General features: G+C 58.6%; 13 protein-coding genes. 6 read left to right on the forward strand and 7 right to left on the reverse strand.

Annotated features, from left to right (window positions below):
• Positions 1-33: 33 nt before the first annotated feature.
• Genes B3H65_RS03975 through B3H65_RS04000 form a run of 6 tightly spaced genes read left to right on the forward strand, consistent with a single transcriptional unit; the run spans position 34 to position 4,592 of the window.
• Positions 34-393 (forward strand): Asp23/Gls24 family envelope stress response protein, encoded by a 360-nt coding sequence (locus B3H65_RS03975; RefSeq protein ID WP_286684211.1) that lies wholly within the window; start codon positions 34-36, stop codon positions 391-393.
• A gap of 3 nt (positions 394-396) precedes the next feature.
• Positions 397-1,005 carry a transcription antitermination factor NusB gene (gene nusB, locus B3H65_RS03980; protein ID WP_286684212.1) on the forward strand — a complete coding sequence of 203 codons (609 nt, stop codon included), beginning with the start codon at positions 397-399 and terminating at the stop codon, positions 1,003-1,005.
• Positions 1,006-1,007: 2 nt separating this feature from the next.
• A complete protein-coding gene (locus tag B3H65_RS03985) occupies positions 1,008-1,277 on the forward strand; it encodes an exodeoxyribonuclease VII small subunit (protein WP_286684213.1) in 270 nt (89 codons plus the stop codon).
• Positions 1,278-1,310: 33 nt separating this feature from the next.
• Positions 1,311-2,114, forward strand: a complete 804-nt coding sequence (locus tag B3H65_RS03990; protein WP_286684214.1) for a TlyA family RNA methyltransferase — start codon at positions 1,311-1,313, stop codon at positions 2,112-2,114.
• Positions 2,111-2,971 (forward strand): NAD(+)/NADH kinase, encoded by an 861-nt coding sequence (locus B3H65_RS03995; RefSeq protein WP_286684215.1) that lies wholly within the window; start codon positions 2,111-2,113, stop codon positions 2,969-2,971. Before B3H65_RS03990 ends, B3H65_RS03995 begins: the two co-directional genes overlap by 4 nt.
• Positions 2,964-4,592, forward strand: coding sequence for a DNA repair protein RecN (locus tag B3H65_RS04000; RefSeq protein ID WP_286684216.1), 1,629 nt, complete (start codon positions 2,964-2,966; stop codon positions 4,590-4,592). The genes B3H65_RS03995 and B3H65_RS04000 overlap by 8 nt, the downstream gene beginning before the upstream one ends.
• A 74-nt stretch (positions 4,593-4,666) precedes the next feature.
• Here the strand turns inward: B3H65_RS04000 and aroQ are convergent, their stop codons facing one another.
• From aroQ to B3H65_RS04035, 7 genes are read right to left on the reverse strand one after another with little or no spacing between them, the layout of a single operon-like run.
• The gene (gene aroQ, locus B3H65_RS04005; RefSeq protein ID WP_286684217.1) at positions 4,667-5,110 is read right to left on the reverse strand and encodes a type II 3-dehydroquinate dehydratase; all 444 of its coding nucleotides are present in this window, start codon (positions 5,108-5,110) and stop codon (positions 4,667-4,669) included.
• A 26-nt stretch (positions 5,111-5,136) separates the two neighbouring features.
• Positions 5,137-6,384: a shikimate kinase gene (locus B3H65_RS04010; protein ID WP_286684218.1), complete on the reverse strand. Its 1,248-nt coding sequence runs from the start codon at positions 6,382-6,384 to the stop codon at positions 5,137-5,139.
• Positions 6,385-7,530, reverse strand: a complete 1,146-nt coding sequence (gene pheA / locus B3H65_RS04015) for a prephenate dehydratase (protein WP_286684219.1) — start codon at positions 7,528-7,530, stop codon at positions 6,385-6,387.
• 27 nt (positions 7,531-7,557) lie between these two features.
• The gene (gene aroC / locus B3H65_RS04020; protein ID WP_286684220.1) at positions 7,558-8,685 is read right to left on the reverse strand and encodes a chorismate synthase; all 1,128 of its coding nucleotides are present in this window, start codon (positions 8,683-8,685) and stop codon (positions 7,558-7,560) included.
• Positions 8,686-8,696: 11 nt separating this feature from the next.
• On the reverse strand, positions 8,697-10,013 hold the full coding sequence (gene aroA, locus B3H65_RS04025) for a 3-phosphoshikimate 1-carboxyvinyltransferase (protein ID WP_286684221.1): 1,317 nt from the start codon (positions 10,011-10,013) through the stop codon (positions 8,697-8,699).
• A gap of 36 nt (positions 10,014-10,049) precedes the next feature.
• Positions 10,050-11,165, reverse strand: a complete 1,116-nt coding sequence (gene aroB / locus B3H65_RS04030; protein WP_286684222.1) for a 3-dehydroquinate synthase — start codon at positions 11,163-11,165, stop codon at positions 10,050-10,052.
• Positions 11,166-11,185: 20 nt separating this feature from the next.
• On the reverse strand, positions 11,186-12,085 hold the full coding sequence (locus tag B3H65_RS04035) for a prephenate dehydrogenase (protein WP_286684223.1): 900 nt from the start codon (positions 12,083-12,085) through the stop codon (positions 11,186-11,188).

Genomic DNA, 12,085 nt, shown 5'->3' on the forward strand with positions numbered 1-12,085 from the left:
ACAGTCCGCATTTTCGTAGTAGGGGAGAAGACCATGACCGAAGAGATCAAGATTGCCGGTATAGGCATCGCACCCGAGGTCCTATCCGCCATCGTTTCTCGCGCTGTCGAGGAGGTCGAGGGTATCGCAACCGTTGGTGTGCGCGATATCGCCACCAACCTCGTTTCCATGCTGAGCTCCAAGAACGTTCCCGCGGGTCCCGCTGTCGAGTGCTCGGTAGTCGATGAGAAACTTGCGATTACCGTTCACGTCGCCGTGTTCTTCGGCTATCCCTTCAAGAAGCTCGCCGAGTCCATTCGCGAGGCTACTGCCAAGGCTATCGATGCACAGGTCGGCGTCGAAGTCGAGTCTGTGGACGTTTGCATCGACGGCCTCGTATTTCCCAAGGAGTAGCGCGTGAGCTTAAAGGTTGAACGCGGACGCACCCTCGCCCGTAGCCAGGCCCTGCAGATTCTGTTCCAGGCGGAGGCGCTCGATCTTTCGGTCGATACCGTTCTCGCTGGCGATTATCTGATTTCCAAGGGCCCGCTTGACGCCTATGCCGTTGAGTTGGCTCGTGGCTGCCACGACAATATCGATCGCATCGACTATGCGCTCAAGAGCGTTTCCATGAACTGGAGCCTCTATCGCATGCCCGGCACTGATCGCAACCTGCTTCGCCTCGCTGTGTACGAGATGCGATTCCTTACCGGTGACGCCGCCATCGATGATGCGGTCATCATCAACGAGGCCGTCGAGATCGCTAAGGCTTATGGCACAGATGAGTCTTCTCGGTTTGTCAACGGTGTGTTGGGTCGCATCTCCCGCATGGAGACGCTTCCCGAGCCTCCGGTCGAGCAGGGTGAGGACCAAGTTGAGTCCGAGGACGAGGCGCAGATTGTTTCATCTGAGGTGGCATTCGATATCGAAGCCCATACGGAGTCCGATGTCGAGACGGAGTCCGACGCCGATGTCGAGGAGTCGATAGACACCGTCCTCGGTTCCGATGACGTGGATGGCGAGTAGCCATGGCCGATACCACCATCAAGACGTTCGATGACATCACCGATCGTCTCGATGAGATCGTTGCCGCGGTTCGCTCTAAAGACACCTCACTTGAGCGTAGCCTCGATTTATTCGATGAGGCTATCAAGCTCGGTAGTCGCGCCGTCGATATGGTAGACCAGTTCGACCTGTCTCCGCGCGAAGCCGATCTTCTCGATTCGGACCAACCCGTCAGCAGCGCAGCGAGCGCTGAAGACGGCCAAGCGAAAGGTGTTACCGGCGAGGGTATTTAATCCTCGTCCGCCAAAGCGTAGATTGGCAGCGATATGAAACGTGTCCGTCTTGATGACGAGCTGATTTCTCAGGGCATCTGCGATAATCGCGCGGATGCCCTGCGCACATTGATGGCAGGTCTAGTCTCTTCCGGCGGTGAGCGCTTGACCTCGCCCGGTCTTAAGGTACGGCCAGGAATCGAGCTTCATGTTAAAGGTCGTATTCCCTATGTTGGGCGCGGCGGCCTTAAACTCGCCGGTGCGCTCGATCACTTCAACGTTGATCCCAGTGGGCTATCTTGCGTCGATGTTGGTTGCTCGACGGGTGGATTTACAGATTGCCTTCTCAAGCGCGGCGCTGCTCATGTGATCTCCGTCGACGTTGGTCGAGCCCAATTCGACTGGTCCTTGCGCCAGGATGAACGCGTTGTGCTTCTAGAGCGCACCAATATGGTTGATTTACCGTCGTTGGGGTATGAATCTTGCTGCGACTTGGCCGTTTGCGATGTCTCGTTCACCAGCATCGCGACCGTTTTGCCTTCAGTGCTGTCTGTTCTCACGCCTTGCGGGCGTTTTCTTACCTTGGTAAAGCCGCAGTTTGAAGCACCTTCCCATTTGGTGGGCGAGGGCGGAGTCGTAAGGGACCCTTCTGTTCATCAAGATGTTCTCGCATGGGCTATCCGCCTTTTTGCAGATTCTGGTTTGTATCCTGTTGATGTGTGCGCTTCTCCCATAACTGGAGCTAAGGGTAACAAGGAGTTTTTCCTGCTTGGCGATCGCAGCCTCTTTGCGCGCGCCGATGATTTGGACCTTGCCAACCAAGTTGACATGCTCGTTAGAAAGACGGTGGAACTATGAAGGTCTTTCTTGTCCCTAACTATTACAAGACGGAAGCCGTTCAAAGCGGGCTTACCCTTGAGTTATGGCTGAATCGCCAGGGCTATGATGTTGCATGGGCGGCTGACCAGCGATCGAGTCTGAACGTGCCCGCAGATATCGAGGGCAGCGATCTTGTCATCTCGCTTGGGGGCGACGGCACCCTGTTGCGCGCCGTTCGCATCGTTGGGGATCGGCAGATTCCCATCTTGGGTTTATCCTACGGTCATCTGGGCTTTCTCACTGCCGCGAGTCCGGAGGATGTCGATATCCTATCTGTGGTTACGGATGCGCTTGCGGGCGAGATGCACGTAAGTCGCCGCGCTATGTTGCGGGCCCGCGTGTATTCCATTCTTGAGGATGGTTCGGAGGCGGTTTTGGAGCACTTCGGCCTTAACGATATGGCGCTTACCCGCGGTCCGCTTTCCGATATGGTGGAGTTTGATATGACCGTATCGGGACATCACATCGACAGGCTTCGTGGCGACGGCGTGGTTGTTTCTACAGCTACCGGTTCTACGGGTTACGCGCTTTCTGCCGGCGGCCCCATTGTGAACCCTGACTTCCCAGGTTTAATCTGCGTTCCCATCGCACCCCATACCATACAGGCGCGTGCGTTCATGACGTCTCCTTCTGATGTTGTAGAGGTATCGATATCCAAAAATCGCCCCAGCATTCCCGCTATCGCGGTCGATGGTCAATTCCTGGCGCCTGAAGGCGAAATCGAGCGCGTCGAGGTATCACGTGCTCCGTTTGATACGCTGCTGCTCGATTACGGTCCGGAGAGCTTCTACGCTTCCGTTTCCCGCGTGTTTTACGGAGTGAGGCGTCATGATTGATGAGATTCGCGTAGAGAACCTCGCCCTTATTCGAGAGGCGAGCCTTGTCCCCTGCAGCGGTCTTACCGTTTTGACCGGCGAGACCGGTGCCGGCAAGACCGCGCTGCTCTCCGCTTTGAAGCTTCTTATGGGAGAACGTGCGGACGCGTCGAGCGTGCGCGAGGGCGAGGCGGGCCTTGTAGTGGAAGGGCGATTTTTCAAGGGCGTGGATGATCCCGAGGGATTCGGTGTTGTCCGTAGCGTTTCTGCTGATGGCCGTAGCCGAGTCAAAATTGATGGTTCCATCTCGAGCGTCCGCGAGCTCGCGACGCGCGTTGGCTCCATGATCGACCTGTGCGGCCAGCATGAACATCAAAGCTTGCTTGATTCTGCCAATCATGTTCGCATGGTCGACTCCTGGGCAGCAGATACCATTGCCCCCATATTGGACGATTACCGTGCGAAGCTTCATGCGGCTCGAGCCGCTGCCGCCGAACTTGCCCGCGTTACCGAGGCCTCCCGTTCAAAGGGTGCATTGCTGGACGAGGCGCGTTTCACTGTCGAGCGCATTTCCGAGGTCGATCCCCATCTTGGAGAATATGAGGAGCTAGAGGAGTCGCTTCCCCGTGCTGAGCACGCCGAGGCGCTTGCCTGCGCTGCCAATGATGCCCAGTCGCTGCTGTCTGAAGAGAATGCCGCGCTCGACTCGCTCAATGCCGCCATCGCAGAGCTGCAACGCATGGCGGGCGTTGATAAGAAACTTTCCGAGTTTGTCGATAGTTTGGCCGAAGCGTCGATTCTTATTGAGGATGCCGCTGCGGACCTTCGTCGATATCGCGATAGCGTTGACTTTGATCCTGAGGAGCTTGCACGCCAGCAAGACCGCTTTGCCCAGCTTAAAGGGCTGTTGCGACAGCACGGTCCCACTATGGACGATGTCTTTGCTCGTCTTGAGTCTTCAAAAGAGCTGCTGAGCCTGGTTGACGATGCTGAAGAGCGAGTAAAGCGTGCCCGGCTAGAGCTTGATGCGGCTGAGAGCGATCTTGTCCAAGCGGCTCGTGCATTGATGAAGGCGCGTTCGGTTGCCGGACCGCGGTTTTGTCGCGAGGTCGTAAGGCAGATGGCGCGCCTTGAGATGGGCGGAGCCGAAGTGCTGTGGGACGAGCGCGAGCTGCCTCGTGAGCGTTGGACCGACTCCGGACCATCTATTTGCGAGCTTCTATATAGAAGCGGGTCGGGGCTCACCCCTCGTCCCCTTAAGCGCATCGCTTCCGGTGGCGAGCTGTCGCGCGTGTTGCTTTCGGCTAAAGTGGTAATGGGTTCTGCAGACCATGCGGGCACGCTTGTGTTTGACGAGGTCGATGCGGGCGTTGGCGGTGCAACCGCCCGTTCACTCGCGACGGTCCTTGCAGATTTAGCCAAGACGCACCAGGTTATCGTTGTCACGCATTTGGCGCAGGTGGCCGTTGTTGCGGATGCGCATTACGTTGTACGAAAGGCGGATACGGGCAGCGGTATTCCCGAAACATCGCTTGTTCCCGTTGAGGGGGATAAGCGCGTGGCTGAGATTGCCCGTATGCTATCAGGCGATAGCTCGCCTGAATCCCTCGCCCATGCGCGCGCGATGCTTGAATCTTTGTAGGAAAATGCCCCGTACGACTTTTTCTGGTCGCGCGGGGCATTTTGCAATTATAGGCAAATCGCAGGGTTTTCGAGCTAGGCCTCGCTTGAGAGACGATGGGCGAGGATGCGAATCGCGTGGGCGTATCCCTCAAGACCCTCTCCGGTGACACGCTCGAAGCAAGCCATGCCGGCGTAGGATATCTGGCGAAAATCCTCGCGATCTTCCACGGCGGAGATATGGATCTCTACTGCAGGAAGGGCCACGGCCTTGAGGGCATCGAGGATGGCGACGCTGGTATGCGTATAGGCAGCCGGATTGATGACGATGCCGTCAAAAGAGCCGTATGCCTGCTGGATCTTATCGACGATCTCGCCTTCATGATTTGATTGGAAGCATTCCACACGCGTAAAACCGCATGCGCTTGCCGCTTCCTCGCAGATGGCGACAAGTGCTTCGTAATTCTGCGTGCCGTAGATGCCGGGCTCGCGAATGCCGAGCATATTGATGTTGGGTCCGTTGATGACGAGTACATTCATAGGATGCTGTCCAATCGTGTAGGCGTTTAGAGTGCCTGAGGCTCGCCGAGACGGTGGGCGACCTCGCGCGCCGTCGCTTCAGCGCAATCAAGGGAATCGACCACTGTATCTGCCCAGGCACGGTACAGCGGCATGCGCTGCTGCGCGAGCTTGTCGACGCCGTCGCGCGCGGTGATGGGTCTGCCCTTATGGGCCAGCTCGTCGATATTCCTATTGAGCATGACGATGCGACTGTTTTGATGGAGGAGGCCGTAGTTTTCCTCGCGTGTGACCACGCCGCCCCCGCAAGAGATAACAAGTCCGCTGCGAGCGGCAACATCGGCGAGGACCTTGGTCTCCTGCTCGCGGAACGCATCTTCGCCGCGTTCAAGGATAAATTCTGCGCAGGGAGCGCCGACCATCTGCTCAAAAGCGTGGTCGAGGTCGATATGCTCTCGACCTGTGATTTGCGCCAAGCTCTCGCCAACGCGCGTCTTTCCAGATCCGGGCATTCCAATGAGGGCGATGTTTTGCTCGGTGAGCGACAGGGCCTTGGTGACTTCCACGATGCGGTCGCGTGATACGGTTTCGCCTGTGTAGCGCTCTACTGCTTGAGCCGCTTGGGCTACCAGCATGAGCAAGCCGCCTACGTATGGGATGTCGCGTTCTTCAGCTTGCAACATAAGGCCCGTGCGCGCGGGGTTGTAAACGATATCGACCACAGCCTCAAGTTGAGTGAGCTCATCAAGGCTGCAGACGCTTGCGGGGCAATTGGGGAACATGCCCACGGGCGTGCAGTTGACCACCAGCGCGGCGTGGCTCCATTGGGCAAGATCGCTGTAGGTAATCTCCCCCTGTCGGCTCACTACATGGGCTTCGACGCCTAAATCTTCAAGTACTTTCATACAAGTGGATCCGGCTCCTCCGTCTCCGCCAAAGACCAGGGCCACTTTGCCTGCCAGCGGTACGTCCACGCTTTCAACCAGCACTTTGAAGCCGTAATAGTCGGTATTGTCGCCACGGAGCCTGCCGTCTGCAAGGCGTGTGATGGTGTTGACGTTGCCCAGGCGTTCGGCGACGTCTGAGAGCTCGTCCAAATAGGACATGACGTCGCGCTTATATGGGATGGTCACGTTGACGCCCTCCCATTCGTCCCCTTTAAGGAAACTCTCGATGTCTTGGGGCTCGCGCTCGAACTTTCGGTAGTCGAGACCGGCGAGAGCGTGGTAGATGACGGGGGTATAGCTATGACCCAATACTCGTCCAAGAACCCCGTACGGACGCTTAGCTTCCATTTAGAGCACCTCCTGATAGCTGCCAAAATACGTGTACTGCTCGCAGACATCGTCCAAAGAATCCAGCAAGGTCATAAACGGCTGCGAACCCACCGGGCAGATGAGATCGAAATAGAACATGAAATCGAAGTCATGTCCGGGGATGGGACGGCTTTCCAGCTTGACAAGGTTGATATCCAGGGCGTAGAAGCGTTCGAGGACGCGATAGAGCGATCCGGGCTGATGGGGGAGCGTGAGCATAAACGAGGTGCGGTCCGCCCCCGGATAGATGACGACATCTTTGGTGATGACGACGAAGCGGGTGTAGTTGTTGTCGGAATCCTGTACATCTTCTTGCAGGATTTCGAGGTTATAAAGGGCTTTGCAACTGCGGGAGCAAAGTGCTGCGATGTCGCTGCGCTCAGATGATGCGACGAACTCTGCAGCCTGCGCGGTATTGCTGGCCGTTGTCGCTTTGAAGCCCATAGATTCAATGAATTCGGCGCATTGGGCAAGCGCTTGCTCGTGCGAGATGACCTCGCGGATATCTTCACGACGCGTACCGGGCTTGGCGACCAGGTTATGGTCGATTTTAAGGCGCAGCGAGCGGACGATGGAGAACCTGTACTGCGCCAACAGGTCATAGACGGCGTTGACCGAGCCCGCGGTGGAATTCTCAATGGGTAGCACACCGTAGTCGCACAGGCCGTCGCGTACCGCCCTGAACACGCCCTCGAATGTATCGAAAAACGTGATGGAAGGTACCTTGAAGAGCTTGGAGGCGGCGAGCTGGCTATAGGCGCCCTCGACCCCTTGGCACGCAACGGATGCGGTGACGGGGAACTGGGCGTCTGCGGGCAGTAGCGTGTTGATGGCGCGCCTGGATTGGGGCTTTTGATCAAGCGATGCCAGGTAGCGGTTCTGCTCGATCTTGTTCATATTCATTAGAAGCGAGAAGAGCGAGATGAGCTGCGCCTGCCTGTCTTGAGGGGCCGCCTGAGCGATACCGGCGAGTTTATCGCGCTCGCGGCTGGGGTCGAAAATGGGCTTGCCCATTTCGAGCTTCGCGTTGACAACGTGGGGGGCGAGGTCGAGTCGCTCGTTGAACAGCTCGATAAGCTGGGCGTCGATGCGATCGATATGCTCACGTACTTCTTCTAGATTCATATGCTGGGCTCCTGGGCGGGATTGGGTTTAGCGAAAGCGGGCATCGGCTTGGCAAGGCAGGACGAAAGCACCGTCTTCGAGCATGGCATCGAGCAATGCGACCGCGCAAACGGCTTCTGCTACGGGGACTGCTCGCGGAACGATGCAGGGATCGTGGCGACCGTGGATCTTGAGTTCCGCGTTCTCATGTGCTTCAAGATCCACGCTGTCTTGCTGCTGTCCGATCGACGGCGTGGGTTTTACCGCCATGTGCCAGATAACGGGCATACCGGTGGTGATACCGCCGACGATACCGCCCGCATTGTTGGTTTGAGGTAGTACTTGGCCATCCCGCATTCGGTACGAGTCGTTGTTCTGGCTTCCCATCAGACGGGCCGAGGAGAACCCGGCGCCAAAGTCCACGCCCTTGATTGCGGGAATGCCGAAGGCGAGGCGGGCGATGCGGTTCTCGATGCCGTCGAACATTGGGTCGCCGATGCCGGCGGGAACGCCATACGCGACGCATTCGATCACGCCGCCCACCGAGTCCATATGAGACTTTGCATCGACTATGCATTCGCGCATAGAGGCCGCCGCGTGCGCGCTTACGCAGGGGAGCGGGTTAGTGGATATGGCTTTGAGCTGAACTTGGTTTGGCTTCATGGGGTCGAGCGGCGTATCGCGAATATCTTGCGGACCCAGTGCGGCGATGTGGGCGGCAATGCGGATGCCCTGGGTCTCGAGGGCCTGTAGCGCGATGCCGCCAGCGATGCACAGGGGTGCGGTGAGGCGACCGGAGAAGTGACCGCCGCCCGCGACATCATGGTTGTTCTTGTATTTGATATACGCTGCATAATCAGCATGACCGGGGCGAGGGATTCTGCGCAGGTTGGAGTAGTCTTGCGAGCGCGTGTCGGCATTTTTGATAATGCCGGATATGGGTGCCCCGCAGGTGAGGCCGTCGACTATGCCGGAGATGATATGTGCGGTATCGGTCTCCTTGCGTGCGGTCGCGGTCTCATCGCGGCCCGGCGCGCGTCTATCGAGAAAGAGCTGGAGTCGCTCTAAGTCAATGGAAACGCCGGCCGGGATGCCATCGAGCGAGCAGCCGATGGCAGGCGAGTGGGACTGACCGAATATGCTGAGTTTGAGGACGTTGCCGGTGAAAGAAGACATGCAGACAGCCCCTATTCTTGCGTGAGCTCGACCATGCCGCCAAGCTCTTGATAATGATCGAAGAACAGCGGGTAGGACTTGTTTACGGCTTCCGCGCCCTTGATGTAGACATCGTTTTCGCAGCGGGAGGCGGCGATGGCAGCCATCATGGCGATGCGATGGTCGTTGTGGGAATCGACCGTGCCGCCGATCAGTTGGGGGACGCCGTCGATGATGAGCGCGTCGCGTTTGATCTGGATCTGCGCTCCCAGGTTGCTAAGTTCTTTGGCGACGGTGGCGAGCCTATCGGATTCTTTGATGCGCAGGCGAGCGCAGTCGGTGATCACCGTGCGGCCCTCTGCAACGGAGGCGACCGCGGCGATAATGGGGACCAAATCCGGGATGTCCTTGGCGCTCATCTCGAAACCGCAGAGTTTGTCTGGACGAGAAATGGCGGCGTCGGTGGAGCGGCCTATGCGGGCACCAAAGCGCGACAGGGCTGCGAGAACGTTGCGATCGCCCTGGGCGGAAGAAAGCGAGAGCCCGTCGACCTTGATGGGCAGCCTGCCCAGAGCGCCTGCGCACAGCCAGAAGGCCGCATTGGACCAGTCGCCCTCTACGGTCGCCTCATGCGGGGTGCGGTAGGTGTCGTCCTCGGTGGTGAAGACGGTGACCTCTGTACCATCGCCCTGGGTCCTGCGATCAACGTAGACGTCGACACCGAAGGTTTGCATGGCCTGTATGGTGAGGTTGATATAGGGCCGGCTCTCGATGCGCCCGTTCACAACGATCTCGCTGGGGTGGTCGAGCAGCGGCGCTGCGAGCAGAAGGCCGGTAATGTACTGAGAACTCACATCGCCGGGAAGCTCGAATCGTCCAGGGCGAATTCGACCAGATGTCTTGAGTGGGAAGCCGCCGAGACCCTCGAGTTCGCATCCGGCGGCGATTAGCTCCTCGGAAAGCGGGGAGAGGGGCCTTTCGCCCAAACGACCGCTTCCAATAAAAGTCGCCTCTGCACCCAGCGCGCATGCGACGGGGAGCATGAAGCGAAGCGTCGAGCCGGATTCGCCGCAGTCGAGGGTGGCATGATGCAGCGCCCTCAGCAGGCCGAAGGCGACGCTTTTAGGCATAGGCTTTACTATGAAGCCATCGTCGACCGCATCTATCTTGGCGCCAAGCGCCGTAAGGCAGCGGATGGTGGCGTCGATGTCGGCGCACGTGGTGTTGCACTTGATGTGGGTGTCGCCATTAGCGAGCGCGGCGACGATGATGAGGCGATGTGCAACCGACTTCGAGGCGATGGCCGGAATGGTTCCGGAAAGCAGGGTCGGATGAATATGGGCAATCATACATGCTCCCTTGATGCTGCGAAATGTATGTGCTGGTTACTCGTCTTCTATGTCCCCGGCGTAGGCGTGCACGCAGGCAAGGCCCACCTCAAGGATCTTTTTGAACTCATCGAGCGGTGTGGGTGCTATCGAGGCCGCCCCGATCGCGCGCGGAACCACCAGATCGATCGAATTGCCGGCGCGCTTCTTGTCGTGCAGGGCTTCGTTATAGATGTTCTGTGCGTCGGCTTGGAAATGAAGTGAAAGCCCGTGGTTGCGTAGGAGCGCGGCAATTCGATCGGGAACATCGGGTTCGCACACTTCTGCGGTGACAGAGGCGCTGGCGATGGCCACCATGCCGATACCGACGCATGTTCCGTGGCCCAGGCAGTAGGATTCCGCCGCTTCGACGCCATGACCGATGCTGTGACCAAAGTTGAGGAGCTTGCGCATGTTGGACTCGCGCTCGTCCGCCTCGACAACGGCTCGCTTAATATCGATGTTACGGGCGATGAGGTAGGCGACGCGAGAAAGATCCTGCTTGAGGAGCTCGGGCGTAAGCGGCGTCTTCTCGAGCTCTTCGAACAGCTCGCTGTCCGCGATAACGGCATGCTTGATTACCTCTCCACACCCGTCGGCGAATTGCTCGTCCGTTAGCGTGCCCAGGCAGCCCACATCGGCGAGAACCGCACGCGGCTGCCAGAATGCACCGGCTAGGTTCTTTCCCGCCTCAAGGTCGATAGCGGTTTTTCCGCCAACGGAGGAGTCGACCATGGCCAGCAGCGTGGTGGGAATCTGGATGAAGTCGATGCCTCGCATGTAGGTCGCCGAGACAAAGCCCGCGACGTCTCCCACCACGCCGCCGCCAAGGGCGATGATGAGGTCAGAGCGCGTCATCTCAAAGGACGCGGCCTTCTCGAGGAGGCCGACGTATGTCTCCGCGCGCTTGTGCTCTTCACCGGCGCTGAATACGGCGAGCTCGCAGGTGTAGCCGGCAGCCTGCAAACCGGACTTCACGGGTTCCGCATAGAGCGGAGCGACATTGGAGTCGCTGATGATGAGGGCGCGCCGTCCTGCGTTGAGCGAACGCGCGATCTCACCTGCGCGTTCAAGCAAAAAGGTGTCGATCAGCACCTGGTAGGGCTTAGACGCCTGGATATCAAGAGAGTACATGGTCCTGCCTTTCGCAGATCTTAACGCGGTATGTCATCGAGTGCGCGCTTGATCTGGTCGCCCTCTGCAAGGAGTTCGCGAAGCCCTACCCGATCGCGGTTGATGAGGGCGACGCGGTATTTATCGAGCGCGTTGATGATGATCTCGATTTCATCGGCCAGGTAGTCGGCGTCTTGGATCATCAGCTCGCTCCACATATCGGGGTTGAGGTGCGCCACCCTTGTGAGGTCCTTGTAGCTGCCTGCGGAGAAGCCATGATGGGCCTGGGCCGTGGGGCTCTTCACATACGCGTTGGAGACCACGTGGGCCAGCTGGCTGGTAAAGGCGATGACGCGGTCATGGTCGGCCGGCGTGGTGACGCTAAAGCGCCCGAAGCGGCAGGGGGAGAGCAGCGTATGGGCTCTGTCGAGAAGCTCAAGGCGGGCGACATCGTCCAGCTGGGGCGGGACGAGAACCATGGGAGCGCCGACAAACATATCCGCGCTACCGTAGGCGTATCCGGAGTGCTCGGTACCTGCCATGGGGTGCGCGCCGCAAAAGGTAAATCCATAGGTACTCGCCAGGTCGAACGCGCGGTTGCACAGCGCGCCCTTGACGCCGGCGCTATCGATGACCAAAGGACCTTCCGCGCCCAGCTCGCCCAGCGTTTGGGCGCGGGACTGAAGCCATGCGATGCAGGCCTCGGGGTATGCGGAGAGAATCACAAGGTCGCAGTCTGCGAGCGAGGCATCGTCCAAGACCGTATCAACCGTGTCGATCATGGCTATGGCAAGCGTATCAGCATCGGTATCGAATGCGGCGACGCGCCAGCCGGCAGCGTGGTAGGCGCGGGCGAAACTGCCGCCGATAAGGCCCAGGCCCAAGATGCCTACGGTGGGATTGTTTGAAGTTGCTTCTGCAGGGGTAGAGGTGTTGTCCAT

Origin of the sequence: Collinsella sp. UBA1693 (assembly GCF_002320115.1) — a bacterium.
GTDB classification, from domain to species: Bacteria; Actinomycetota; Coriobacteriia; order Coriobacteriales; family Coriobacteriaceae; genus Collinsella; species Collinsella tanakaei.

Coding starts and splice junctions, on each gene's coding strand:
- B3H65_RS03975 (WP_286684211.1), top strand. CDS start 34: ATGACCGAAGAGATCAAGATTGCCGGTATAGGCATCGCACCCGAGGTC.
- B3H65_RS03985 (WP_286684213.1), top strand. CDS start 1,008: ATGGCCGATACCACCATCAAGACGTTCGATGACATCACCGATCGTCTC.
- B3H65_RS03990 (WP_286684214.1), top strand. CDS start 1,311: ATGAAACGTGTCCGTCTTGATGACGAGCTGATTTCTCAGGGCATCTGC.
- B3H65_RS03995 (WP_286684215.1), top strand. CDS start 2,111: ATGAAGGTCTTTCTTGTCCCTAACTATTACAAGACGGAAGCCGTTCAA.
- B3H65_RS04000 (WP_286684216.1), top strand. CDS start 2,964: ATGATTGATGAGATTCGCGTAGAGAACCTCGCCCTTATTCGAGAGGCG.
- aroQ (WP_286684217.1), bottom strand. CDS start 5,110: ATGAATGTACTCGTCATCAACGGACCCAACATCAATATGCTCGGCATT.
- B3H65_RS04010 (WP_286684218.1), bottom strand. CDS start 6,384: ATGGAAGCTAAGCGTCCGTACGGGGTTCTTGGACGAGTATTGGGTCAT.
- pheA (WP_286684219.1), bottom strand. CDS start 7,530: ATGAATCTAGAAGAAGTACGTGAGCATATCGATCGCATCGACGCCCAG.
- aroC (WP_286684220.1), bottom strand. CDS start 8,685: ATGTCTTCTTTCACCGGCAACGTCCTCAAACTCAGCATATTCGGTCAG.
- aroA (WP_286684221.1), bottom strand. CDS start 10,013: ATGATTGCCCATATTCATCCGACCCTGCTTTCCGGAACCATTCCGGCC.
- aroB (WP_286684222.1), bottom strand. CDS start 11,165: ATGTACTCTCTTGATATCCAGGCGTCTAAGCCCTACCAGGTGCTGATC.
- B3H65_RS04035 (WP_286684223.1), bottom strand. CDS start 12,085: ATGGACAACACCTCTACCCCTGCAGAAGCAACTTCAAACAATCCCACC.